This window comes from Salmonella sp. FC25216 (genome assembly GCF_057751355.1).
Map to the genome: position 1 here is coordinate 169,397 of NZ_JBDGON010000008.1, position 25,800 is coordinate 195,196.

Annotated in this window: 24 protein-coding genes; 7 read left to right on the plus strand and 17 right to left on the minus strand. The window is 53.0% G+C overall.

Annotated elements, in window-relative coordinates; all coding sequences use genetic code 11:
• Positions 1–77 precede the first annotated feature (77 nt).
• Entirely contained in the window at positions 78–1,469 is a 1,392-nt protein-coding gene (tcyP, locus tag AC3G3F_RS17390) for a cystine/sulfocysteine:cation symporter (protein ID WP_488395411.1), read from the plus strand.
• Positions 1,470–1,571: 102 nt separating this feature from the next.
• Here tcyP and cedA read toward each other — a convergent pair whose 3' ends face one another.
• Complete coding sequence (gene cedA / locus AC3G3F_RS17395; RefSeq protein WP_000977509.1) at positions 1,572–1,814, minus strand: cell division activator CedA; 243 nt, start codon at positions 1,812–1,814, stop codon at positions 1,572–1,574.
• 217 nt (positions 1,815–2,031) lie between these two features.
• Between cedA and katE the strand changes: the two genes are divergently transcribed.
• Entirely contained in the window at positions 2,032–4,284 is a 2,253-nt protein-coding gene (katE, locus tag AC3G3F_RS17400) for a catalase HPII (protein ID WP_488395412.1), read from the plus strand.
• A 43-nt stretch (positions 4,285–4,327) separates the two neighbouring features.
• Here katE and chbG read toward each other — a convergent pair whose 3' ends face one another.
• The 7 genes from chbG to osmE form a co-directional block, all read right to left on the minus strand.
• Positions 4,328–5,086 carry a chitin disaccharide deacetylase gene (gene chbG, locus AC3G3F_RS17405; protein WP_023248014.1) on the minus strand — a complete coding sequence of 253 codons (759 nt, stop codon included), beginning with the start codon at positions 5,084–5,086 and terminating at the stop codon, positions 4,328–4,330.
• A gap of 12 nt (positions 5,087–5,098) precedes the next feature.
• On the minus strand, positions 5,099–6,454 hold the full coding sequence (locus tag AC3G3F_RS17410) for a 6-phospho-beta-glucosidase (protein ID WP_053509405.1): 1,356 nt from the start codon (positions 6,452–6,454) through the stop codon (positions 5,099–5,101).
• 124 nt (positions 6,455–6,578) lie between these two features.
• Entirely contained in the window at positions 6,579–7,421 is an 843-nt protein-coding gene (chbR, locus tag AC3G3F_RS17415; RefSeq protein ID WP_077957959.1) for a transcriptional regulator ChbR, read from the minus strand.
• Between the two features lie 10 nt (positions 7,422–7,431).
• Positions 7,432–7,779 (minus strand): PTS N,N'-diacetylchitobiose transporter subunit IIA, encoded by a 348-nt coding sequence (gene chbA / locus AC3G3F_RS17420; RefSeq protein WP_000459884.1) that lies wholly within the window; start codon positions 7,777–7,779, stop codon positions 7,432–7,434.
• 50 nt (positions 7,780–7,829) lie between these two features.
• Positions 7,830–9,188 carry a PTS N,N'-diacetylchitobiose transporter subunit IIC gene (gene chbC, locus AC3G3F_RS17425; RefSeq protein WP_053529803.1) on the minus strand — a complete coding sequence of 453 codons (1,359 nt, stop codon included), beginning with the start codon at positions 9,186–9,188 and terminating at the stop codon, positions 7,830–7,832.
• An 82-nt stretch (positions 9,189–9,270) separates the two neighbouring features.
• Positions 9,271–9,591, minus strand: a complete 321-nt coding sequence (gene chbB / locus AC3G3F_RS17430) for a PTS N,N'-diacetylchitobiose transporter subunit IIB (protein ID WP_000412161.1) — start codon at positions 9,589–9,591, stop codon at positions 9,271–9,273.
• A 300-nt stretch (positions 9,592–9,891) separates the two neighbouring features.
• Positions 9,892–10,233, minus strand: a complete 342-nt coding sequence (gene osmE, locus AC3G3F_RS17435) for an osmotically-inducible lipoprotein OsmE (protein ID WP_001039301.1) — start codon at positions 10,231–10,233, stop codon at positions 9,892–9,894.
• Between the two features lie 216 nt (positions 10,234–10,449).
• Here osmE and nadE point away from each other — a divergent pair, with 216 nt between their 5' ends.
• Together nadE and cho are read left to right on the plus strand one after the other, a co-directional pair.
• The gene (nadE, locus tag AC3G3F_RS17440; protein WP_053529804.1) at positions 10,450–11,277 is read left to right on the plus strand and encodes an NAD(+) synthase; all 828 of its coding nucleotides are present in this window, start codon (positions 10,450–10,452) and stop codon (positions 11,275–11,277) included.
• A gap of 120 nt (positions 11,278–11,397) precedes the next feature.
• Positions 11,398–12,279: an excinuclease Cho gene (cho, locus tag AC3G3F_RS17445; protein ID WP_053529805.1), complete on the plus strand. Its 882-nt coding sequence runs from the start codon at positions 11,398–11,400 to the stop codon at positions 12,277–12,279.
• A gap of 74 nt (positions 12,280–12,353) precedes the next feature.
• On the opposite strand, the gene spy is transcribed toward cho, so the two are convergent.
• The 6 genes from spy to astC all read right to left on the minus strand — a co-directional run bounded on the left by spy (position 12,354) and on the right by astC (position 19,202).
• Positions 12,354–12,839, minus strand: coding sequence for an ATP-independent periplasmic protein-refolding chaperone Spy (gene spy / locus AC3G3F_RS17450; RefSeq protein WP_001229001.1), 486 nt, complete (start codon positions 12,837–12,839; stop codon positions 12,354–12,356).
• Between the two features lie 335 nt (positions 12,840–13,174).
• Complete coding sequence (astE, locus tag AC3G3F_RS17455; protein ID WP_488395416.1) at positions 13,175–14,143, minus strand: succinylglutamate desuccinylase; 969 nt, start codon at positions 14,141–14,143, stop codon at positions 13,175–13,177.
• Positions 14,136–15,479, minus strand: a complete 1,344-nt coding sequence (gene astB, locus AC3G3F_RS17460) for an N-succinylarginine dihydrolase (RefSeq protein ID WP_488395418.1) — start codon at positions 15,477–15,479, stop codon at positions 14,136–14,138. The genes astE and astB overlap by 8 nt, the downstream gene beginning before the upstream one ends.
• Entirely contained in the window at positions 15,476–16,954 is a 1,479-nt protein-coding gene (gene astD / locus AC3G3F_RS17465; RefSeq protein ID WP_488395420.1) for a succinylglutamate-semialdehyde dehydrogenase, read from the minus strand. Before astD ends, astB begins: the two co-directional genes overlap by 4 nt.
• Positions 16,951–17,985: an arginine N-succinyltransferase gene (astA, locus tag AC3G3F_RS17470; protein ID WP_023248005.1), complete on the minus strand. Its 1,035-nt coding sequence runs from the start codon at positions 17,983–17,985 to the stop codon at positions 16,951–16,953. Before astA ends, astD begins: the two co-directional genes overlap by 4 nt.
• The gene (gene astC / locus AC3G3F_RS17475; RefSeq protein WP_488395422.1) at positions 17,976–19,202 is read right to left on the minus strand and encodes a succinylornithine/acetylornithine transaminase; all 1,227 of its coding nucleotides are present in this window, start codon (positions 19,200–19,202) and stop codon (positions 17,976–17,978) included. Before astC ends, astA begins: the two co-directional genes overlap by 10 nt.
• 445 nt (positions 19,203–19,647) lie before the next feature.
• On the opposite strand from astC, the gene xthA reads away from it, so the two are divergent.
• Together xthA and AC3G3F_RS17485 are read left to right on the plus strand one after the other, a co-directional pair.
• Entirely contained in the window at positions 19,648–20,454 is an 807-nt protein-coding gene (gene xthA, locus AC3G3F_RS17480; protein WP_053529807.1) for an exodeoxyribonuclease III, read from the plus strand.
• Between the two features lie 72 nt (positions 20,455–20,526).
• Positions 20,527–20,943: a pyrimidine (deoxy)nucleoside triphosphate diphosphatase gene (locus AC3G3F_RS17485; RefSeq protein ID WP_023248002.1), complete on the plus strand. Its 417-nt coding sequence runs from the start codon at positions 20,527–20,529 to the stop codon at positions 20,941–20,943.
• Here AC3G3F_RS17485 and AC3G3F_RS17490 read toward each other — a convergent pair.
• Positions 20,903–21,178 (minus strand): YnjH family protein, encoded by a 276-nt coding sequence (locus tag AC3G3F_RS17490; RefSeq protein WP_023248001.1) that lies wholly within the window; start codon positions 21,176–21,178, stop codon positions 20,903–20,905. The genes AC3G3F_RS17485 and AC3G3F_RS17490 overlap by 41 nt on opposite strands.
• A 238-nt stretch (positions 21,179–21,416) precedes the next feature.
• On the opposite strand from AC3G3F_RS17490, the gene gdhA reads away from it, so the two are divergent.
• Entirely contained in the window at positions 21,417–22,760 is a 1,344-nt protein-coding gene (gdhA, locus tag AC3G3F_RS17495) for an NADP-specific glutamate dehydrogenase (protein ID WP_053509427.1), read from the plus strand.
• A 29-nt stretch (positions 22,761–22,789) separates the two neighbouring features.
• Here the strand turns inward: gdhA and topB are convergent, their stop codons facing one another.
• Together topB and selD are read right to left on the minus strand one after the other, a co-directional pair.
• Complete coding sequence (gene topB, locus AC3G3F_RS17500) at positions 22,790–24,739, minus strand: DNA topoisomerase III (protein WP_023247999.1); 1,950 nt, start codon at positions 24,737–24,739, stop codon at positions 22,790–22,792.
• A 4-nt stretch (positions 24,740–24,743) separates the two neighbouring features.
• Positions 24,744–25,787, minus strand: a complete 1,044-nt coding sequence (gene selD / locus AC3G3F_RS17505; RefSeq protein ID WP_053509430.1) for a selenide, water dikinase SelD — start codon at positions 25,785–25,787, stop codon at positions 24,744–24,746.
• Between the last annotated feature and the right edge of the window lie 13 nt (positions 25,788–25,800).

The window sequence follows — 25,800 nt, forward strand, 5'->3', positions numbered from 1 at the left end:
TCACAGTTCTGCTAATCTTGCGCCAACAGAATCGCTAAAACACAGCGCTTCATAATAAAAAAATCAGGAGAACGGGGATGAATTTTCCATTAATCGCGAACATTGCGGTGTTCGTCATTCTGCTGTTTGTACTGGCGCAGGCCCGTCATAAACAGTGGAGTCTGGCTAAAAAAGTACTTGTCGGCCTTGTGATGGGCGTGATCTTTGGTCTGGCCCTGCACACCATTTATGGCGCTGACAGTCAGGTGTTAAAAGACTCCATTCAGTGGTTCAATATTGTCGGCAACGGTTATGTGCAATTGCTGCAAATGATTGTGATGCCGCTGGTATTCGCCTCTATTTTAAGCGCCGTGGCACGACTGCATAATGCCTCTCAATTGGGAAAAATCAGTTTTCTGACTATTGGCACGCTGCTATTTACTACCCTTATCGCGGCGCTGGTGGGCGTGCTGGTAACCAACCTGTTCGGATTGACGGCGGAAGGACTGGTTCAGGGCGGCGCGGAAACCGCGCGTCTGAATGCCATTGAGACGAGTTATGTCGGCAAAGTGGCCGATCTCAGCATGCCGCAACTGGTGCTCTCTTTTGTGCCGAAAAACCCGTTTGCGGATCTGACTGGCGCAAACCCTACGTCTATTATCAGCGTGGTGATTTTCGCCGCGTTTCTGGGCGTTGCCGCGCTCAAACTGCTGAAAGATGATGCGCCAAAAGGCGAGCGCGTGCTTGTTGCTATCGATACCCTGCAAAGCTGGGTGATGAAGCTGGTGCGTCTGGTGATGCAACTTACGCCTTACGGCGTACTGGCGCTGATGACTAAAGTGGTTGCCGGCTCTAACCTGCAGGACATCATTAAGCTTGGAAGCTTCGTGGTAGCGTCATATCTTGGTCTGGCGATAATGTTTGTGGTTCACGGCATACTATTGGGCGTGAACGGGATTAGCCCGCTGAAATATTTCCGCAAGGTATGGCCGGTGCTGACATTTGCCTTTACCAGCCGCTCCAGCGCCGCCTCCATTCCCCTAAATGTCGAAGCGCAAACCCGCCGCCTGGGCGTGCCGGAGTCCATCGCCAGCTTTGCTGCCTCTTTTGGCGCAACCATCGGTCAAAACGGTTGCGCCGGTCTTTATCCTGCGATGCTGGCGGTAATGGTTGCGCCGACGGTCGGCATCAACCCCTTAGACCCCGTATGGATAGCCACGCTGGTGGGTATCGTTACCGTAAGTTCGGCGGGTGTTGCCGGCGTTGGCGGCGGCGCGACCTTCGCCGCGCTGATTGTGCTGCCTGCCATGGGCTTACCGGTCACGCTGGTCGCGCTGTTAATCTCCGTCGAACCGTTGATTGATATGGGCCGTACCGCACTGAACGTGAGCGGCTCAATGACCGCTGGTACGCTGACCAGCCAGTGGCTGAAGCAGACCGATAAAACCATCCTCGATAGCGAAGAAGACGCCGAACTGGCGCATCGATAATACATTATCGGCAGTTCACATCGTTTGAGACACGACGCTCAACAACTCAAAATGTCTGTCACTAAAAACGCCGGTCTCCAGTACCGGCGTTTTTGTTTTTTCTTAGTCAGCGATTTCGTTTTCCTGGCGAACCTGATTCGCCCAACGCTGCGCCGATTCTGGCACACTAAAGGCGGGCGACCGTTGAAATGACTCCCCCATCAGAACAAAGGCAACATACTTACCGCGCAGTATCCAGACGTCGCGAAACGTATCCATTTTTATCGCATGTTCCGGCGGCGCGGGTTCAACACGCGGAATATAGCTAATAATCTGGCGATTTTGCTGGCGAAGAGGTTTCATCATTAATGCTTCACTAAAAGAGGCTAAGGCTAAAAATCAGAAAAACACTATTTTAGCCGATCTTCGCCCCCGACGTCCTGTCCCACGCGTGCGATTTCCCCGTTGCGCCTTTTTCTGCCGTTCCGCTCTCCCCCGGCATAATTGCTGAAATGTTCTATAGTTAGAGTGATTTTGACTACTACCACGCCCATTTCAGTGATGAAAGCAGGAGACGAGTTCAATGTCGCATAATGAGAAATCCTCCCATCAGTCCCCCGTGCATGATACCCGTGAATCACAGCCTGGTCTGGATTCCCTGGCGCCATCAGACGGTTCACATCGCCCCACGCCAGAACCGACGCCGCCGGGCGCACAACCAACGGCCCCCGGCAGCTTAAAAGCGCCCGAGACCGCGAATGATAAGCTCACCGCCCTCGACACCTTTCGTAAAGGCAGCGAAAATTATGCGCTAACCACCAATCAGGGCGTGCGCATCGCCGACGATCAAAATTCTCTTCGCGCCGGCAGCCGTGGCCCTACGCTGCTGGAAGATTTTATCCTGCGCGAGAAAATTACCCATTTTGACCATGAGCGTATCCCGGAGAGGATCGTTCACGCCCGCGGCTCTGCAGCACACGGCTATTTTCAGCCATATAAAGACCTGAGCGACATCACGAAAGCCGCGTTTCTGTGCGATCCACAGAAAATTACCCCGGTCTTTGTTCGCTTTTCGACAGTACAGGGCGGTGCAGGGTCTGCTGATACCGTACGTGATATCCGCGGTTTTGCGACCAAATTTTATACCGAAGAGGGAATTTTCGATCTCGTCGGCAATAACACTCCGATCTTTTTTATCCAGGATGCGCATAAGTTTCCGGATTTTGTGCACGCCGTTAAGCCCGAACCACATTGGGCTATTCCGCAAGGGCAGAGCGCGCATGACACCTTCTGGGACTATGTTTCCTTACAGCCTGAGACGCTGCACAACGTCATGTGGGCAATGTCGGATCGCGGCATTCCACGCAGTTATCGAACGATGGAAGGGTTCGGCATTCACACCTTCCGCCTGATCAATGCGCAAGGGAAAGCGACCTTTGTCCGTTTCCACTGGAAACCGTTGGCAGGTAAAGCCTCGCTGGTGTGGGATGAGTCACAAAAACTGACCGGTCGAGATCCGGATTTTCACCGCCGGGATCTGTGGGAGGCCATCGAAGCGGGCGATTTCCCGGAATACGAGCTGGGCCTACAACTTATTGCAGAAGAGGATGAATTTAAATTCGATTTTGATCTGCTCGATCCGACCAAACTGATCCCGGAAGAGTTGGTGCCAGTACAACGCGTCGGCAAAATGGTGTTAAACCGTAATCCGGATAACTTTTTCGCTGAAAACGAACAGGCGGCATTTCATCCGGGACATATCGTTCCCGGCATTGATTTTACCAACGACCCGCTGTTACAGGGGCGTCTGTTCTCTTATACCGACACGCAAATCAGCCGCCTGGGCGGGCCAAACTTCCACGAAATTCCGATTAACCGCCCCACCTGCCCCTACCATAACTTCCAGCGTGACGGTATGCACCGGATGGATATCGACACCAATCCGGCGAACTATGAACCGAACTCCATTAATGACAACTGGCCGCGCGAAACGCCACCGGCGCCAAAACGCGGCGGCTTCGAATCATACCAGGAACGCGTGGATGGCAATAAAATCCGCGAGCGCAGCCCCTCTTTCGGTGAATATTACGCGCACCCACGCCTGTTCTGGCTCAGTCAGACGCCGATAGAGCAGCAGCATATTATTGACGCGTTCAGCTTTGAACTGGGTAAAGTCGCCCGCGCGTATATTCGGGAGCGGGTGGTCGATCAGTTAGCGCATATTGATGTCACGCTGGCTCAGGGCGTCGCGCATAATCTCGGTTTTGAGCTCACCCATGAGCAAACGCAAATTGCCCCGCCTCCTGATGTCAACGGTCTGAAAAAAGATCCGGCGCTCAGCCTGTATGCGGTGCCAGACGGCGATGTTAAAGGCCGCGTGGTCGCTATTCTGCTGAACGACAAGGTTAACGCCGCCGATCTGCTTACCATTTTGCAGGCCTTAAAAGCCAAAGGCGTCCACGCAAAACTGCTCTATTCACGGATGGGTGAAGTAACGGCTGATGACGGTTCAACCTTAACCATTGCAGCAACCTTTGCCGGCGCGCCGTCGCTAACGGTCGATGCGGTAATAGTACCGTGCGGCAATATTGCCGATATCGAGAGTTGCGGCGATGCCCGATACTACCTTCTGGAAGCCTACAAACATCTGAAGCCCATCGCACTGGCAGGCGATGCCCGACGGTTTAAGGCGCTATTAGACATTGATAATCAGGGAGAAGAAGGACTTATTGAGGCAGATAACGTTGACCACCACTTTATGGACACCCTGCTAACGCTGATGGCGGCACACCGAGTCTGGTCGCGTGCCGGGAAAATTAACGCGATTCCTGCATAAACGGCAAAAAATGCGGCGCATTCTTGCGCCGCAAACTCAGGAGCTAAATATCAAGAAAACTGCCAGGACGATATCCACGTTCCGCAATCGCTGCCTTGAGTGACGCAGACGTCAATACATCCAGTTCAGTTAAGCGGGGGTAACAATAGGCACTCTGGCGAATAATGTTGTCAACAAACGCCGGATGACACATCACCTCCAGAGAGGTTTCTCCTCGGTGCGCCGAAGCATCCAGAATGCGTAAAAAGCACGCTTCGGCGATCTCCTCGCCGTAAAACTCACTACTAAATCCTTGAGTACTGCGCAAATCCGACGGCAGATCGTCTGCGTTCAACACCGTCTGGCGGTCGATACGCAACGCAATCCCGCGCTGCGCCGCAAAGCGGGCGACGATGGGGAAAATTTGCGGGAACATATGCACATGATGGTGGCTGTCGAGATGCGTTGGCTCGCGGCCAAATACTTCGATGAAACGCTGATACTGACACGCCAGTTCATGCGCAATTTCATCCAGCGGAAGCGTATCCTCCTCCGCCATTTGCCAGATCCATTTCCCCAACAGGCCATCTCGCGTCAGGCCCGGCATCTCTGAAACCGGTTTGCCTAACGTCAAAACAAAATGCATTCCCACCCCCAGCGCGGGCAGCTCGCGGCTAAGCTGCGCCGCATGGTCAATAGCCTCGCCATTGACCAGCGCAGTCGTGGAGGTCACAACGCCGTTGCGATATGCTTCAACAATGCCGTAATTTTGCCCTTTACTCAGGCCAAAATCATCTGCATTCACAATCAACACGCGTTCCATAGCCTACCTCTGTCAGAGTTGCTTATCTTTAAGCGCTTCGATGCAAGCAGCAAAATTAGGCAACCATTTTTCATGCGCCAGAATGAGCTCACGCGCCAGGACTTCTGCGTCGCGGTCGGAATGCACCAGCGGACTCAGGTTAAGCGCCAGCAGCACATCATTGAAGTTTCCGCTCAGCGCCGCATTACTGGCTGCGATCTCAAACCCTTTAATGGTATGGATAAGCCCCAGCACTTTTTCGTCAAAACGGGTGATACGCGGGTGCGGCGCCGCGCCATTGCGTCCCAGAATGCAGGTCATTTCCACCGCCCAGTCCGCCGGGATATTCTCTACATGCCCATGATGTGGAATATTAACGTAATGCTCCGTCTGCTTGTCATTATAAATAGCGTTAATGACTTCACAAGCAGCATCGGAATAATAAGCGCCGCCGCGCTGCTCAAGCTCTTTCGGTTTCACGTTTAGCTCAGGATTTTTGTACAAATCGAAGAGTTGTTTCTCCACTTTTTGCACTACCTGAGCGCGCGCACCACCTTTGTAGTATTCGCCCATTTCAATAGCCAACATCTCTTTTTGCTTGAAGTAATACAGCAAATAAGAGCACGGCAGCATGTTCAGCGAGCGAATCAATCCTTCACTAAACGGCAGATCAAAGATATTTTTTACGGTTGACGCTTTCAACTGACCGGACGCCACGCCATCCAGTAATTCTGCGAACCGTGAGGTGCCATTTACCAGCACATCTTTAATAAAGACCATATGGTTTAAACCAAACAGGTCAATGGAAAGATCGTCATTCTCATTCAGCGCCAGCACGTCATGAATAAACATTTTCATGCCGACAGGAATATTACATACGCCGATGAATTTTTTAAAGTTGGTATGGCGATAAACCGCTTCCGTCACCATCCCCGCCGGATTAGTAAAGTTAATGACCCACGCATTCGGACATAACTCTTCAACATCTTTAATGATGCCAAAAATAACCGGAATGGTACGCAGCCCTTTAAATAAACCACCAGCGCCGTTGGTTTCCTGCCCCAGATAGCCGTGGCTAAGCGGGATACGCTCGTCCAGCTCACGGGCTTTAAGTTGACCAACGCGTAGCTGGGTAGTGACAAAATTAGCGTCTTTCAGCGCTTCCCGGCGATCCAGCGTTTTATACAGTTTTAGCGGAACGCCTGCTTTATCAATCATTCGCTGGCAGAGGTCATAAATAATGTCCAGCTTCTCTTTCCCATCTTCAACGTCAACCAGCCATAATTCAGTGACAGGTAATTCATGGTAGCGTTTAATAAAGCCTTCAAGTAATTCAGGGGTGTAGCTGCTCCCGCCACCAATAGTGACGACTTTTAATTTCTGGCTCATAATATCTCCCTTCAGTGCATGGCACTGATATGTATTACGCTATGCCCGCTCATAAGAAATAGCGTGACGTTCCTCGCGCTATTGGGGCAAGCGTGAAATGTGGTTAATCGAGCAATGCAAACCGTTATTCATTAATTTCCGTCAATCGTTTCCGATAACTATTCGGCGTGAATGAGGTCATTTTCTTAAACGTTTTAATAAACAGGCTTGGACTACTATACCCAGCCTCATAAGCAATATCCGTAACCGAATAGTTGGTCATTTCCAACTGTTTCTTGGCAAAATTAATGCGAATCTCATTAATGATTTGCATCGGCGTTTTGCTGTAATAACGTCGGGTGGCGCGCGTCAGATACTCCTGGGATTTTGCCGACAGGCGTACCATATTTTCCAGCGCATTTTCGCCAAACTGCGTTTTATCATGCATTATCTCAACGGTTGCTTTCAGCCATTGTGGAATATCATCATAAACCTGCTCTTCGCGGTAATGGCGTAAGCGGTTTATAATATAAAATGTCACCACTTCGATAAATTCGTCGAGCCCATTGCCGCGAAAATTCAGCGATGCAATCACCGTTTCAATATAGGTTAGGAAGGTACTATTCACCCTATATACCTGCGATGCCACAAAACAAAACGGCAGTAACGGAAGATAATGCTGTTCAAAAAAACGTTTACTAATTCCTACGTTCAGGATACGCGTTGCGCCAAACTCATAGAAACTTTGGTGATTCGATCCCACCGGGATAAAAACAAAATCTCCACGTTCCAGCAGCACACGCTTTCCGTTGATTTCCTGGTAATAGCGTCCGGTTAATACCAGGGTAAATTCATAGTAGTCGTGCTGATGCAGCCCGGTGACGCTTTCCGTCTTGTTATAGATAAACACATGGAAATTTTTGCCATTGAAGAGCTGCTGCTCATAAACCGTTTTGATTTCCGTCGCGTTAACCTGTAACTGCATCATCCGCCCCCTGTTATTTCAGTTTCTCATGGAGCTCAATCAACTCGGCAATCAGTTCACGAGCCAGCATTGATGTCATCAAATGATCCTGAGCGTGAACCAGGACCAGACTGACTTTCATTTTACCTTCGCCCTGATCGCCTTCAATGAGTTTTGTCTGCACAAGATGCGCTTCATTGAGCGCCATACGCGACTGGTCCATCATCGCTTTCGCCGCCTCAAAATCGCCTTCTTTCGCTTTTCTGAGCGCGCCATATGCGAGGCTGCGCGCCTGGCCAGAATTGATGATAAGCCCCATAACGACTTCTTCGAGTTCCTCAGCCGCTGTCTGGCTATCTACAACATTTTCAAGATCAAACATAGTCTTTCCTCTGATTTAGCCCGGCATGGCATCCCATGCCGGCGCGGAGTTTAGAATTTCAGTGCGTTAGCGATATCTTCTTCGCTTTCTTCCTGCTCGATGGCGTTCTGCGCTTTGTTGGCAACCACCACGAAGGGGAGATAAATCAGGGTTGCGATCGCCAGGTTAAATAGCGCGACCAGTAATGCGGCGACGCTGCCGTTGGTGTTAAAGAACGCCCCCAGCCCGGTTGGCATGGTCCACGGCGCAATATTGGTAATCGGCGGAATAATACCCAAATAGTAAGCCATCAGCGTAATCGCCGCCAGAATCGGCTGTACCAGAATAAAGGGGATAAACATCACCGGGTTCATAATAATCGGCAGGCCAAACAGGATGGGTTCGTTAATCTGGAAGATACCCGACGGCAGCGCCAGTTTTGCCACCTGGCGATAGTCCGCGCGACGAGATGCGAGGAAGATAGCGATGATCAGACCCAGCGTTGCGCCGCTACCACCGAGGAAGATATAAGAATCCAGCATCGGCTTCGCCCACACATGGAACGTTTTACCCGCTTCCAACGCCGCATCGACGGAGCCAAACTGCTGGTAAATAGAGATGTTTTCCAGCGCCCAGGGTGTCATGATGCCGCTGTCCAGCGCGGTCAGCGCCAGCGAACCATGAATACCAAAGAACCACAGCAGCGGTACAAAAATGACATATGCCCACCCTACCACGCTACCCAGCGATGCCAGCGGCGTAGAGATAGTGTCCATAATAATCTGATGGAAGTTAGAACCGTAATTAGCCAGCGCCCAGGAAATAATCCCCATAATAGAGAGAATAATAAAGCCGGGAATTAATGCTGAGAATGAACGAGACACCGAAGCCGGTACGCTGTCCGGTAGTTTAATCACCCAGTTGCGCCGGACAACAAACGTAAACATCTCCGCGACCACCAGACCAATAATAATACCGGAGATAATATTCGCGCCGCCCAGCCAGTTAGCGCCTACGGCATAGGCCTCGCCTACGCTATACGGCGTTACGGTCATAAATGCCGCCACGGAGAGCAACCCGGCGGCCAGTGCGTCAACCTTACGCTCTTCCGCCAGCGCCATGCCGATAAAAAATGGCGCCATGAGCGACATAATGCCCAATGTGCCGTTATAGACGTTCCCGCCGATGCCTTTCAACCCATTCAGCGTTTCAATGGTTGAGGCATCAAGCCGAATGCCCATGGAATAAAAAAACGACCCCTCCCCAAAGCTCAGGAAAACGTTATTAATTAATACAAACATCGCCCCCGCAAGGGTTAATGGCATTAAACGAATAAAGCCGTTCTTGATTGCATTAACGTGTGGCTGCTTTCCTATTTTTACAGCAAAAGGAAGGAGTACCTTTTCAAGTGAAGCAATGACGTTACTCATAGAAAAATACCCTTAAATACCGCAATAAAATATTGCGGTTAGTGTATGAAATAACTCTTTGACGGGAAAAATTAAAAAATAATTAATTCGCGGCGGCTTTTTTAATTGCCGCTACCGCAGCTTTAAGCACGCCTAAACCATCTACCTTGCCGTACAACATTGAATCAATGACTTCTACCGGTTTACCGGGTAATAAACGCTGAATTTCGGGGAGCATATAAGCAATTTGCGGGCCTAATAACACAACATCCGCTGCCGGGCCTTTTTCACCGGCCAGGGTTTCAGGGAATGCTTCAATAATAACCGGCACTTCATATTTTTCAGCCTGGGCGCGCATTTTCGATACCAGTAATGACGTTGACATGCCCGCAGAACAAAACAGATAAATGTGTTTCTTTTCCATAAAAACCTTCCTCATGTGCGATTATCTGTCAACCAGATACTCCGCAAGCCTCAACCTGCATCCATACTCTGGGCGACTTGCGTAACCGGATTTACTTTTTTAGGTGGCTGAAATGAGTATACGGGATCGGACCGCCGGATGGTATTTCCTTAACCCACTAAATTGTCTCTCATTGACCTGGCGTTATGACCCCCCTCACATTTCGGGCAAATAATTCGCGATAATAAATAAGGTTATTGCCGACACAAAAAAACCGGCTCGTTGGCCGGTTTCCTTGAATGTTCAGGCAATGTACAGTTGTTACTGCTTCGGCGCCTGTGGGTCAGTATCGTACTCCGCACAGGTCTGATAGCCGGAGTTAATCACGTGCCCAGTATCATCCAGCGCAACAAAGTAGGTTTCCGCTTTACCATCACGTTGACCCAGGATGTAGGTCTGACAGGTACCGCGCGCATGAATCATGCTCACTTCAGATGACGGTTTGCCCGCAATCTGCGCAACCTGCGCCCTGCTCATGCCTTTTTTAACGTCTTTAACGACAGGCTCAACAAATTGGTCTTTTGTACGATCATACGCCGTACAGCCTGCCAGCATAGTCATTACCGCCGCTGCGCTTAAAATTCCTGCTACGTTCTTGTTCATTTTCCGTCCTCTTGTTTATCAGCGTGTTATGTAAGCCTGGAATACATCAGAACATTTTTCAAGCCGCGGCTCGCCACAAAAAGTCTTTCGGAAAATTCTCTACGCAGATACATGTTGGTTTAAACACCGCTTAGCCCGTCAAACCTTGTCGTTTCAGCGGCAAAGGGTTAGCTTTAACAGAGTAATGATTCATTTTTTAATGTCGAAGGGGGTTAAATGACTCTGCAGCAAGAGATAATCCAGGCGCTTGGCGCGAAACCGCATATCAACCCTGAAGAAGAAATTCGCCGCAGCGTGGATTTTCTTAAAGCGTACCTGAAAACCTATCCCTTTTTGAAATCGCTGGTGTTAGGCATCAGCGGCGGGCAGGATTCGACGCTGGCCGGTAAACTCAGCCAGATGGCTATCGCCGAATTGCGGGAAGAGACCGGCGATAACGCGCTGCAGTTTATCGCCGTTCGTCTGCCTTATGGCGTACAGGCCGATGAGCAGGATTGCCAGGACGCCATTGCTTTTATTCAGCCGGACAGAGTACTCACCGTCAATATTAAAGGCGCCGTCCTCGCCAGCGAGCAGGCGCTGCGCGAAGCGGGAATTGAGCTGAGCGATTTTGTTCGCGGCAATGAAAAAGCCCGTGAGCGAATGAAAGCGCAATATAGCATCGCCGGTATGACTCACGGCGTCGTGGTGGGCACCGACCATGCGGCGGAAGCGGTAACCGGGTTCTTCACCAAATATGGCGATGGCGGTACCGATATTAACCCACTTCATCGCCTTAACAAACGCCAGGGCAAACAGCTTCTCGCAGCGCTGGGCTGTCCTGAGCATCTGTATAAAAAAGTCCCCACCGCCGATTTGGAAGATGACCGCCCCTCACTGCCTGATGAAGCCGCGCTGGGCGTAACGTATGACAATATTGACGATTATCTGGAAGGTAAAACGCTGGACTCCGCCATCGCTAAAATTATCGAAGGCTGGTATGTAAAAACTGAACATAAGCGCCGTTTACCGATTACGGTATTCGACGACTTCTGGAAAAAGTAAGCGTACTTCTACTGTTGTGCCGGATATCGCTCGTCTATCCGGCCTCCTCTCTTCCCAGCCTCTTTTTTAATCACACATCCGCTGTTATACTGGATGAATAACCAGTTAACGGAGAGCACTGTGGTACGGCGTCAATCAGCCCCCCGTCTTGAGTTTGAAGCGGCGGCCATTTACGAATATCCAGAACATTTACGTCCTTTCCTCAGCGAGTTGCCAGCCTTACCAGGCGTCTATGTATTTCATAGCGAAAGCGATACGCTACCACTTTATATCGGTAAAAGCGTGAATATTCGCAGCCGGGTACTTTCACATCTGCGAACGCCTGACGAGGCCGCTATGCTGCGACAGTCGCGGCGGATAAGTTGGATCTGCACCGCTGGGGAAATGGGCGCTTTGCTGCTGGAGGCACGGCTGATCAAAGAGCAACAGCCGCTGTTTAACAAGCGGTTACGTCGTAATCGCCAGCTTTGCTCTCTACAGTTGAGCGAACAAAAGATTGAGGTCGTTTCCGCCCGCAGCGTCGATTTTTCCCATGAGCCAAACCTGTTTGGCCTCTTCGCCAACCGTCGGGCGGCGCTGCAAAGATTACAGAACCTCGCCGATGAACAAAAATTGTGTTACGGCCTGCTGGGGCTTGAACCGGTAAGCCGTGGGCGCGCCTGTTTTCGTTTCGCTCTGAAGCGCTGCGCTGGCGCGTGTTGCGGACAAGAAAGCCCGCAGACGCATTTTCTTCGTCTGCAGGCATCACTGGAACGGTTACGTGTGGTTTGCTGGCCCTGGAAAGGCGCTATCGCGTTAAAAGAGAGTCGCCCACAAATGACCCAGTTCCACATTATCAACAACTGGTTATGGCTGGGGGCGGTACCCTCGCTGGATGAGGCCGCCACACTAGTGCGCGCACCTGCGGGCTTTGATCAGGACGGCTATAAAATTCTCTGTAAGCCATTAATGTCAGGTCAATATGAGATCATTGAACTGAACACCGGCTATCGCCTGTCATAAAGAAAACCGCCGATCCTGTCCACCTCAACGACTGTGTTGTCGACAAGACCGGCGGTCTTAAATTATGCGGAAAGTTATTCTGCCGCAGCAGGCATTTTACCTTCTTGCGCCGGGCGTTCTGTCAGACGCTTCTCAAAATTAGCGTTATATTGCTTTTTCTGCTCCGGCGTCAGAACGTTATAAATTTTATTCTGGGTTTCCATATGCGCCAGCATATTAGCCTTGCGCTGCGCTTCCATTTTCGTAATTTGCGCTTCGGCTTTGGCTTTATCGAAGGTATCGCTGGCAATAATATCATGCATGGCGCGACGCTCTTCCAGCGGTGGACGTTTCATTTGCTCGCGCTGCGCTTTCATAATGTCGCGAATTTGTTGCTTCTGCGCGTCCGTCAGGTTCAGGTTTTTAAACATCATATCGTGATGTGGGCCAAACTTACCTTTATGCTGCATCATTGGCTTCGCATCCGCTGGCGCGGCGGTGGTAGTCTCAGCGGCATGAGCCAGATTCGCAGCACCCATCGCCAGGGTAGAGGCAACAAACAGAGCAGTCAGTTTACGCATATTTCCATCCTTCCTTTCAGTTATTTTTACGGCATATTTAAAACAGCGCCGTGTTGTCGTGATTAACTTTAACCGTCTTAGCGTCAATTAGTCATAACAACGGTAAAACAATGAAAGTATAAAAAACACCTTTTCGCCAATTGTGAAGAAAAAAAGAATAAATTGCGCAGAGTTGAAAGAGAAATATACAACAGCATGATATAGCAGAAATTATGCAGAACTATAACGCAGCAACGCTTATTAATAAAGCAATTCTCCAGGAATAATCCGTAATAGCATGAAACTGTGTCCCAAATCATCCCTGTAACCCTAACGTGAGCTTACAGGGACATTTATCAGGGAAGCCTTTCCAGCATTAATCCGGCCCGCAATCCGCAGGCGACGGAGGGGTTAGGAAAGAGAACATATTCAACGTCATGCGTCACCGTCACGCGCTTATCCCCCTCCTCGGCCAGCAACGTTCCCTTTGTAAAGGCAGTAAAATTCAGCGTTTGCGCATCCATATAAAGCGCGAAATTGTCGCTGTGACGCGTGATTTGCGACACCACCCGATAGCGTAGCGGCGGCGAAGACGAGGTTGACGTTTCGAGACCGCTCAGCAGCGCCGACAACGCCTGCGAGGTTACGCTGAACTGCGTCAGATCGTTTTGCCCAAACGGCAGCGCCTTCCCCAACTCCAGCGTACAGGAAAGCGCGCCGAAATGTTCAGAGCTAAAGTGCGTAAATGTACCACCGGGCGTCTGATGAAATACCAACGCCTCCAGCCCTGCCGCGCCCAGCCACGCCAGAAAATCCGCCTCCCACGGGCGGTCGCGCTGCGGCAGTACACCAAAACGCAAATGATGCGAGCCACGAATGGCGGTATGCAGATCCAGATGCCAGCGTACCCGCGCCTGGCCATATGAAAAGAAGGTCTCCAGACTTAGCTCCAGCTCACGCGCTCGCCGCGTTTCATCGCTTTCGGCAAAGGACTGCCAGCGCCCGCCGAACATACGGTTCATATCACTGTGGCAATAGCGTGTTCCCGCGGCCAGCGCCTGCGGATTGCCGAGTACCACCAGCACTCGCCACGTTAAAGTCAAGCTGCCGGCATACAGTGCCGACAGCAGCTTATCCAGCATCTCTACCGGCGCGGTTTCATTGCCGTGTATACCCGCAGAAAGAATTAACGCGCGGTCGACCGGCGCATCGGGCGTGAGTTCAAGCAGACCATGGCCTAACCAGCGCCAGCGAAAACCCGCGCCCTGCCCCTGCGTCACCCGTGGCGTCGTTCCGCTTAGCGTCAACGCCAGAAAGTTATCCATCAGCCGCCCCCGTTTGCTGGAAAGGATAAACCGACCCCAAATCCAGCAGTCGCGTTAACACATCCAGCGCCTCCCGGCCTTCTCGCAGTAATAACGGATCGGCAAGATCGGCGCCGGTCAGGCGATCGCGATAATAACGATCCGCCCACGCGTTGAGGGCCGTAAACAGGGCGTCATTCATCATTACCGCTGGATTCACCGCCCGTCGTTCTTCTTCTGTTAACACCACGCGTAATCGCAGACAGGCCGGACCACCGCCGTTGGCCATACTTTCTCGTAAATCAAATACCTGCATCGCGCTGATGGGGTTATCCTCCGCCACCAGCTTATTCAGATAGCGCCAGACGCCGACATGGTCCTGACATTCCTGCGGCAACACCAGCAGCATTGAGCCGTCGTCACGACTTAGCAACTGACTATTAAACAGGTAGGTCGCCACAGCATCTGATACAGAAACCTCGCCGGCGGGTACCTCTATCGCCATAAAACCGTCAACGCGCGTACACAACTGATTAATGAGCATTTCCTGCCGGGCAAACGCCGTTTCGTGGCAAAACAATACCTGTCGATTCGAGACGGCGATGACATCATTATGGAATACGCCTCGATCGATGACCTCCGGGTTTTGCTGAGCGAAGATAACCTGTTGCGGATTCACCTGATTAAGACGCGCCACGGCCTCGCTGGCTTCGCGGGTCTGGCGTGCCGGGTAACGAGCGGGTCGCATTTCATTCTCTTCTTCGCGCCCATAGACAAAAAGCTGCACGCCTGCCGAACCATATTCGCCGCCAAGACGGTTATGATTCGCCGCGCCTTCATCTCCCAATAATGCGACCTGCGGTAACGCGCTATGCACTGAAAACTGGCTTTCATCGCGAAATATGGCGCGTAGCAGTGCTTCGGTAACTGGTGCCTCAATAGAGCGATGAAATTTATTGTTTAAATTCGCCACCGTCAGGTGAACTTTCCCGTCCAGCGCGTCTGCCGATGGGCAAACCGTCGCCGCATTCGCAACCCACATTGACGACGCTGAACTCACGCTGGAAAGCCAGCGTGGTGCCTGACGCGCAACCTTATCCAGAATCTGCTCATCGCTACCCGTGAAGCCGAGCTGACGCAACGCCGGAATAAAAGGCCGCTCATGCGGCGGGATCACGGCCTGGGGAAAACCGGCATCCGCCAGGGCTTTCATCTTTAGCAGCCCCTGCTTTACCGCCAGACGCGGGTTCGACACCTGAAAACGGTGGCGGGTCGATGCCTCATTGCCGAAGGATAGCCCAGCATAATGGTGCGTAAGCCCCACCAGTCCGTCAAAATTAACCTCATACGCCGTCATACCGCCTCCCTGCGAGAAAAGTCGAGGCCGGGGCTTAATGTCGCAGGCAACGTCAGTTCGGGAGATTCCAGACTGGCCATCGGCCAGGCGCAATAATCGGCGGCATACCAGGCGCTGGGCCGATGGTTGCCAGACGCGCCGACACCGCCAAACGGCGCAGTACTCGCCGCCCCGGTGAGCGGTTTATTCCAGTTAACGATCCCTGCCCGCGCCTCCAGCAAGAGCTGTTCGAACTGCGCGCGATCCGTCGACACCAGCCCACACGACAGACCAAAACGGGTATTATTCGCCAGACGAATCGCCTCATCGAAATGATCATAACGCCAGACGCTCAGCAGCGGACCAAACACCTCTTCATCCGGCACATCCACGACGCCCGTCAGTTCAATGATACCAGGCGTCAGCAGGGAGGTTCCCTCTTTGACCTTCCGCGGCGCCAGTAGCGTGCGTCCGCCTAATGCCTCTCGTTGACGCCAGGCTTCAATGACCTGTTGCGCCGCCTGCGCTGAAATCAGTCCGCCGATAAACGGCTGCGGATCGTCGTCCCATCTGCCGGGCTGCAGACGTCCGGCGACGTCAACCAGACGCGCCAGAAATGCATCTCCCTGCGCACCCTGTTTTACCAGAAGGCGTCGCGCACAGGTACAGCGCTGTCCGGCGGTAATAAACGCCGATTGCAGCGTCAGATGTACCGCCGCATCCATATTTGCCGCATCCTCAATAATGAGCGGGTTGTTTCCGCCCATTTCAAGGGCCAGGATTTTTTCCGGCTGGCCGGATAGCTGGCGATGAAGCTGATATCCGGTACTGGCGCTGCCGGTAAACAGCAGTCCGTCGAGATCGTCGAGCGAACTTAGCGCTTGTCCGGTCTCCCGGCCGCCCTGCACCAGATTAAGAACCCCTGTCGGTAGCCCCGCCCGTTCCCAGAGTTTTATTACCGTTTCCCCGGTCCATGGCGTTAACTCGCTAGGCTTGAAGATCAGCGTATTGCCTGCCAGCAACGCGGGCACAATATGACCATTCGGTAAATGGCCGGGAAAGTTATAAGGGCCGAATACCGCCAGCACACCGTGAGGACGATGGCGCAACGTCGCGGCGCCATCGGCAAGTTCGTTTTTTTGTTCGCCTGTTCTGGCATGGTAAGCCTTAATCGAGATGGCAATCTTATTGATCATCGCCGTAACTTCCGTCGCCGCCTCCCAGCGCGGTTTACCGGTTTCACGGGCGATGACTGCCGTGAGAGCGGTTTTATGCGCCTCCAGCAGGACGGCAAATTTCTCTACGATAGCCTGTCGCGCCGCAAAAGGCTGTCTGGCCCAGCGAGGAAACGCCGCGCGCGCTGCCTGGCAGGCCTCGGCGACCTGCGCCGCAGCCGCGTCATTCCCCTGCCAAAGTATCTCCGCGCTCACCGGGTTCGTTTTGCGGCGGCGTTCGCCCTGACCGGTTATCCAGTCGCCGTTTATCCATAGCGTCATACGGTTTTCTCCTCTGCGCAAAGACGTACCAGCCGAACGTGGTCGCCCGCGCGACATTTCAGCGCATCCAACTGCGCGGCGGTAAATACAAGTCGTGAAGTCTGCGGATCGGCGCGCACCAGTGCGGCCCGAAAGTGGTGATAGTTTTCATTGGCAACCAGACATGCCGGATAGTCGCCAGGCGCGGGTTGCCCTTCCACGACTTCCACCAGTCGGCTTTTACGAATGGCCCGTACGCGGTCAATATCACACTCCAGCGTCGGCCCGCCGTCGAAGATGTCGATATAGTGGCGATAGCGAAAGCCTTCCTTTTCCAGCACCGCGCGGGCTGGTGCTGTTTGCGGGTGGACTTCGCCAATCACGGCCTGAGCCTCTTCAGATAAGAAATGGGTATAAATAGGATGTTTGGGCATCAGCTCGGCGATAAACGCTTTTTGCCCGGTACCGCATAAAAAGTCCGCCCGGCTGAAATCCATAGAAAAAAAACGTTTGCCGAGACTTTGCCAGAAGGGAGAATAACCGTGCTCGTCAATGACGCCGCGCATTTCCGCCACGACTTTCTCATTGAATTTATCGCGAAACGCGGCCATAAACATAAAGCGCGATTTTGACAACAAGTAGCCGTTACCCTCTTTACGCCATTCGGGATCGAGAAACAGCGTGCAAAGTTCACTGCTGCCGGTGTGATCATTACTCAGGAATAATGTTGGCAACGCGTTATATACATTCAGCTCTTTGGAGGCATGAACCAACGTACCGACACGATAGTTATACCAGGGGTCGTTAAGGCCGACCGCGACCTCAATGGCGCAGATCCCGCCAACCTCTCCCGTTTCACTGTCCTCGAGAACGAATACATACCCTTGCTCGCTTTTTGGCTGCTCGCCGGACCAGGTTTTTAGCGCGCGTTCAATGCGGGCCGCCAGCGTCGCTTCATTTGCCGGTAGCGAGGTTAAGCCGCCGCCCGTTTTGCCTGCAAGCTGCATCAGCGCGGCGATATCCGCATGTTCGACAGGACGAATCACCCGCATGATGCGCCTCCCGTCTGAAGGCGTTCGCACGCCAGGGCAAAACGATCAAGCCCGGTGGCTATCTCTTCGTCGCTCACATTTAACGCTGGCGCAAAACGCACCACGTCGCCGCCGGCGATAAGCACCATGACGCCTGCTTTTGCCGCTTCCTGGGCGATGAGTTTGGCTTTTCCGGCAAACTCCGCCTGTAATGCACAGCCAAGCAGTAGTCCCAGCCCGCGAATTTCACTGAACATGCCAAAACGTTCATTAATGGTATTTAACCGTTCAATAAACACATCGTGGCGATGCCTGACGCCGTTTTGCATCTCCGGCGTATTGATGATATCCAGCACTTTTCCGGCGACTGCCGTCGCCAGCGGATTACCGCCATAGGTGGTGCCATGCGTACCTGGCGTCATGACGCTGGCATAGTCTTGCGTGGTCAGCATCGCGCCGATCGGGAAGCCGCCGCCCAACGCTTTAGCGGTCGTCAGGATATCGGGCGTAACGCCATAATGCATATATGCATACAGTTCGCCGGTACGTCCGACGCCCGTCTGCACCTCATCAAAAATCAGTAACGCCTGATGCCGGTCGCACAATTCACGCAGCCCCTGCAAAAAAGCTTTCGTGGCGGGGATCACGCCGCCCTCGCCCTGCACAGGCTCTACGATCACGGCGCAGGTATTGTCATCAATGAGCGCGCTGGCGGAGTTCAGATCGTTATAGGCTGCATGACGAATATCCGGCGGCAGCGGCGCAAAGTCCTGTGAATAGGTGGGTTGACCGCCAGCGCTGACGGTAAAGAGCGTGCGACCATGGAACGCGTTTTTAAAGGCCACAATGCCGCTTTTATGATTGCCGACACGATCGTGGGCATATTTGCGCGCCAGTTTTAATGCTGCTTCATTTGCTTCAGCGCCTGAATTACAAAAGAAAACGCGTTCGGCGAAGGTAGCGTCGATCAGTTTTTTCGCCAGTCGCAGCGCCGGTTCATTGGTGTAACCGTTTCCGGTATGCCAGAAGCGATTCGCCTGTTCATTTAACGCCTCGCGCAGCGCCGGATGCGCATGTCCCAATGCGTTGACCGCGATTCCGCCAGCAAAATCAATATACTCTTTCCCCTGCTGATCCCACAGACGTGAGCCTTCTCCGCGTACGGGAATAAAAGGCGCAGGAACATACACCGGCACCATCCATTCCTCAAAGTTTTCACGCGTAACTGACAGAGACATAGCGACCCCTTTCGGTAAAAATAAAGTTATTTATATGTTAAATAATATGAGTGTTTGCGCTGTAAATGTAGATTGCAGCGTTCGTGCCAGCCAGCGTTAAAATTGCATAAACGGAAGTGATGGACGGTAAATCAATAGCTTACAGCGTAACGATATTCACTTTTACTGCATGAAAAGTGAATATTTCCGCATAGTCGCTGACTAAAAAGAGGAAAAAGCGAAATATTATTCAGTTGCCAAATATAATTCTGGAATTGTGATCTTATACGAAATTTACTGGAAATTACCGCCCCGTTCTGGCGCATCTGCACTCAAACAGCGCCATTTTTGCTCTATAGAAAACACCATACGCTTCCATTGGCCGAATCTGACGATGAGTGGCAGTCACCCGGCAAAATTTCTGCTACCATCCCAACACGATTCACCTTGCAAAGTGGCAGTGACTATGAAATTTGTCTCTTTTAATATCAACGGCCTGCGCGCCCGTCCCCATCAGCTTGAAGCGATTGTCGAAAAACACCAGCCCGATGTGATCGGTCTACAGGAGACAAAAGTCCACGACGAAATGTTCCCGCTCGAAGAGGTTGCGAAGCTGGGCTATAACGTTTTCTATCATGGACAAAAGGGCCATTACGGCGTCGCGCTGCTAACAAAAGCCACGCCAATTTCCGTCAGACGCGGTTTCCCGGATGATGGCGAAGAGGCGCAACGCCGCATTATCATGGCGGAAATCCCCTCGCCGCTGGGTAATATCACCGTCATTAACGGCTATTTCCCGCAGGGGGAAAGCCGGGATCATCCGCTGAAGTTCCCCGCGAAAGCGCAGTTTTACCAGAACTTGCAAAACTATCTTGAAACGGAACTCAAATGCGATAATCCGGTATTAATTATGGGCGACATGAATATCAGCCCGACCGATCTGGATATTGGCATCGGCGAAGAGAACCGCAAACGCTGGCTGCGTACCGGTAAATGCTCCTTCCTGCCGGAGGAGCGTGAATGGATGTCGCGGTTACTGAAGTGGGGATTAGTGGACACGTTCCGTCTGGCGAATCCAGAAACGACGGATAAATTTTCGTGGTTTGATTACCGCTCAAAAGGTTTCGTGGATAATCGCGGACTGCGCATCGATCTCTTGCTGGCAAGCGCTCCGCTGGCGGAACGTTGCGCAGAAACCGGTATTGACTATGACATTCGCAGTATGGAAAAACCCTCCGACCATGCGCCGGTCTGGGCGACGTTTCGTGTTTGATTCCGCTATCTGATTAACCGTAAGGCCGGGATAGCGCAACGCTTCCCGGCAGGAATAACGACCTTAACGACAATGATAAAAAAACTCGATGTTGTTGCCGCCATCATTGAACGCGACGGCAAAATTCTGCTGGCCCAGCGCCCAAGTCATGCGGATCAAGCCGGCTTATGGGAGTTTGCCGGGGGTAAAGTCGAACCCGGGGAAACCCAGCCGCAGGCGCTTATCCGCGAGCTACGCGAAGAGTTAGGAATTGACGCCACGCCCGGCGTCTATATCGCCAGCCATCAACGCGACGTGTCTGGCCGACGGATTCATTTGCACGCCTGGCATGTGCCTGCGTTTAACGGTCTGATACGTGCGCTGGAACATCAGGCATTAGTCTGGTGTACGCCGGAAGAGGCGCTGGAGTACCCCCTCGCCCCGGCGGATATTCCGCTACTGCAGGCGTTTATAGCTTTACGCGACGCCAGACTAACGGATTCGTGCTGATGGTTTTTTCGTCTCGCTGGCACTGGAGCACTACCCCTTCCACTTTTATTACCGCGCCTTCGGAGTAATTCTGATCCTGGTAAACGCAGCACTGAATGCAGGGCTGGGACGACTGACCGTGCGTGCTGAAAACTTCCGGCGGGACATTCACCTGGATATCAGGACGACTGTTCTGGTTTGCCAGCGCGACCATTGGCATTACCGACATCACGGCGATCACAAGGCTTCGGCGCATAGGATTTCCTTATTTTTCTGGGCATATTCTCAGTATAACGGTAAGCCGCCGCGAAAACTTTAATCCTCTTTCGTCATCGCTTTTAGTTATGACCCTCGCCCCGTTATGAATTTACTTAGCGGCGTTATTTTTTTCTTGCTTACCGTCACATTGCTGATGGTATAGTCGAAAACTGCAAACGCTTATTCTGATAACACGCAAATACAACCACATTAATATATAAGAGGTTTTTATATCTATGGATCAGACATGTTCTCTGGAATCGTTCCTCAACCATGTACAAAAGCGCGACCCGCATCAAACCGAGTTCGCGCAAGCCGTCCGTGAAGTCATGACCACCCTGTGGCCGTTTCTTGAACAAAACCCCCGTTACCGCCACATGTCTTTACTGGAACGTTTGGTTGAACCAGAGCGCGTGATCCAGTTTCGCGTGGTGTGGCTGGACGACAAAAACCAGGTGCAGGTGAATCGCGCCTGGCGCGTGCAGTTCAACTCTGCTATCGGCCCCTATAAAGGCGGTATGCGCTTCCATCCTTCGGTAAATCTTTCCATCCTTAAGTTCCTCGGCTTTGAACAAACCTTTAAAAATGCCCTCACCACGTTGCCGATGGGCGGCGGTAAGGGCGGCAGCGATTTCGATCCGAAAGGGAAAAGCGAAGGCGAAGTGATGCGTTTCTGCCAGGCGCTGATGACTGAACTGTATCGCCATTTAGGGCCGGATACCGACGTGCCTGCCGGTGATATCGGCGTGGGCGGGCGCGAAGTGGGCTTTATGGCGGGAATGATGCGCAAGCTTTCCAATAACAGCGCCTGCGTCTTCACTGGCAAAGGGCTTTCCTTCGGCGGTAGCCTGATTCGTCCGGAGGCGACGGGCTATGGACTGGTCTACTTCACCGAAGCGATGCTTAAACGTCATGGTCTCGGTTTTGAAGGGATGCGCGTCGCCGTGTCCGGCTCCGGCAACGTAGCGCAATATGCCATTGAGAAAGCGATGGCCTTTGGCGCGCGCGTGGTTACCGCGTCGGATTCGAGCGGGACGGTGGTCGATGAAAGTGGCTTCACGCAAGAGAAGCTGGCGCGTCTGTGTGAAATTAAAGCCAGCCGTGATGGTCGCGTCGCTGACTACGCCCGTGAGTTTGGTTTAACCTATCTGGAAGGCCAGCAGCCCTGGAACGTACCGGTGGATATCGCCCTGCCATGCGCGACGCAGAATGAACTGGACGTTGACGCCGCGCGCGTACTGATTGCCAATGGCGTAAAAGCCGTGGCGGAAGGGGCAAATATGCCGACCACGATTGAAGCGACCGATCTGTTCCTTGAGGCGGGCGTACTGTTTGCGCCGGGTAAAGCCGCCAACGCGGGCGGCGTGGCGACATCGGGGCTGGAAATGGCGCAAAACGCCGCGCGGTTGAGCTGGAAAGCCGAGAAAGTGGACGCCCGTCTGCATCACATTATGCTGGATATCCACCACGCCTGTGTGGAGTACGGCGGCGACAATAAGCATACCAACTACGTTCAGGGCGCCAACATCGCCGGTTTCGTGAAAGTCGCCGACGCCATGCTGGCGCAGGGCGTCATTTAATCCCGTCGTCAGGCCAGATGGCTTTGCGCTTATTCGGCCTGACGACCTGTCTCCTCAGCAGGCGGGCTTTTTTTGCCCGCTCGCTTGCGCGGCGCGCTCTTTTTCTTTTCTCCGCCGCCTGGCGCTACAATCCCTCTGAAGCGCTTCACCGGCGTGCGCTTAGCCTGATCGATCAGCTGATACAACGTGCCGACCAACGGTTGCATAAAATCCTGGTAACGGCACTGCTTTTCGCTGATTTGCGTCAGAACAGATTCCCAGTGCGCGGTCATATCCGGACGGGCCGCCATTTCCGGCAGCGAATGTATTAACGCTTTTCCAGCATCGGTAGAATGAATGTAGCGCCCTTTTTTAGTCAGAAAGCTACGCTTGAACAGCAGCTCGATAATCCCGGCGCGCGTGGCTTCCGTCCCCAGCCCATCGGTCGCACGCAGGATCTTTTTCAGATCTTTATCCTGCACGAAGCGGGCAATTCCGGTCATCGCGGAAAGCAATGTCGCATCAGTGAAATGACGCGGGGGCTGGGTTTGGCGTTCGACCACTTCCCCCTTTTCACACAGCAACTCATCACCTTTCGCGACAACCGGCAGCGGCGTACCGTCGTTCTCCTCGTCGCGCTCTTTACTGCCCAGTAACGTCCGCCAACCGGCCTCCGCCAGAAAACGCGCTTTGGCGACAAATTTCCCTTTGGCGATTTCCAGTTCAATAACGCATTTACGAAACACCGCGTCCGGGCAGAACTGCATCAGGTACTGACGCGCAATCAGGGTATAAACTTTCGCTTCATTTTCCGTCAGATGGACAGAAGAACTGCGCGCCGTCGGAATAATCGCGTGGTGCGCATCCACTTTTTTGTCATCCCAGCAGCGATTGCGCGTATCAGGATTAACCACAGGCTGCGGCAGTAAATCCGGGGCGTGGACGCTAATCGCGTTCATTACCGCGTGCCGTCCGGCAAAGTGTTCTTCCGGCAGATAACGGCAGTCGGAACGCGGATAGGTAATCAGCTTGTGGGTTTCATATAGCTTCTGACAAATATCAAGCACGTTTTGCGCGCTCAGGCCAAAGCGTTTGGCGGCTTCAATCTGCAGCGTCGAGAGCGAAAACGGCAGCGGCGCGGATTCTGATTCCCGTTTATCATTATAACTGGTTACCAGAGCGGGCTGACCGTTGATCCGGTTCACCACATGCTCCGCCAGCGGACGATGAAGCAAACGCCCCTCTTCATCCTGATAAGGTTCGCACGCCTCGCTCGGCTGCCAGATAGCGGTAAAACGCTCGTCGGCAGGCGTAACGATGTGCGCCTTCACTTCAAAGAAGTCTTTGGCGACGAAGTTCTCAATCTCTTCATCTCGCCGCACCACCAGCCCCAGTACCGGCGTCTGCACGCGTCCCACGGATAACACGCCCTGATAGCCCGCATTACGGCCCAGGATCGTGTAAGCGCGGGTCATATTAATGCCATACAGCCAGTCCGCTCGCGCTCGCGCCAGCGCGGAGACGCACAGCGGCACGAAGTCGCTGTTCGCCCGTAGCCTGTCGATAGCACGCTCGACCGCCTGCGGGTTAAGGTCGTTTATCAGACAACGCTGCACCCGCTGGCGCTTTTCGGCAGAAAGCTGGAGATAATCCAGCACTTCATCAACCAGAAGCTGCCCTTCACGATCCGGGTCGCCGGCGTGAATAATTTCACCGGCTTGATGCAAAAAGCGCTTAATCACGTTGAGTTGTTTGGTGACGGAAGGTCGAGGCTGAAGCTGCCATTTTTCCGGCACGATAGGCAGGTCAGCCAGATTCCAGCGCGCATAACGGCTGTCATACGCATCGGGCTGCGCCTGTTCCAGCAAATGACCAATACACCAGGTGACGACCTGCCCGTTTCCGCATTCAATAAAACCATCGCCTTTACGGTGCGGCTTTGGCAGCACATCCGCAATGGCGCGCCCCAGACTCGGTTTTTCGGCAATAAACAACCGCATCAGGTTAACGAATCTCAACCATAGCACGACCGCCGCGGGCGTCGACCAGCTCGCCAATCGCGGTCAGATCGATACCAAATTCCGCCGCGGTGGCTTTAACGTCGTCTTCGGCGTCCGGCGTTACCGCCAGCAGCAAACCGCCTGACGTTTGCGGATCGCACAGCAGGCTACGAACTTCACGCGGCATGTCGCCCATCAGATGACCGTAGCTGGCGAAGTTGCGCTCTGTGCCGCCTGGTACGGCACCCAGAGCAATATACTCTTCCACGCCCGGCAGTTTAGGGATGTCCTGATAGCAAAGCAGCGCCTGCACGCCTGCGCCCTGGCACATCTCGCTCAGGTGCCCCAGCAGACCAAAACCGGTAACGTCAGTCATGGCTTTTACGCCGTCGATATTGGCAAACGCCGCGCCAGCAACGTTCATCCGACACATGACTTCCGTCGCCAGCCCCTGATGTTCAGGTTTAAGCAGCGATTTTTTCTCGGCGGTGGTCAACACGCCAATCCCCAACGGTTTGGTCAGAAAGAGTTTGCATCCAGCCTGCGCGGTACTGTTTTTCTTCACCCGTTCGGTCGGCACCACGCCAGTGACCGCGAGACCAAAGATCGGCTCCGGGGCATCAATAGAGTGCCCACCCGCCAGCGCAATACCGGCCTGACGGCAGGCAAAACGCCCCCCCTCGGTCACTTCACGCGCAATATCGGGCGACAGGGTATTAATCGGCCAGCCAAGGATCGCGATCGCCATAATCGGTTTACCGCCCATCGCAAAAATATCGCTGATGGCATTTGTTGCCGCAATGCGGCCAAAATCAAACGGATTATCAACTATCGGCATAAAGAAGTCGGTGGTGCTGATAATACTGGTGCCATTACCCAGATCGTAAACCGCCGCATCATCGCGGGTTTCATTACCCACCAGCAGATTCGGGTCGACGAACTTCGCCTGCTCGCTATGCAGGATAGTCTCCAGCACTTTAGGGGAAATTTTACAACCGCAACCAGCGCCGTGGCTGTATTGCGTTAAACGAATGGCTTGCTCGCTCATGGACATCTCCTGT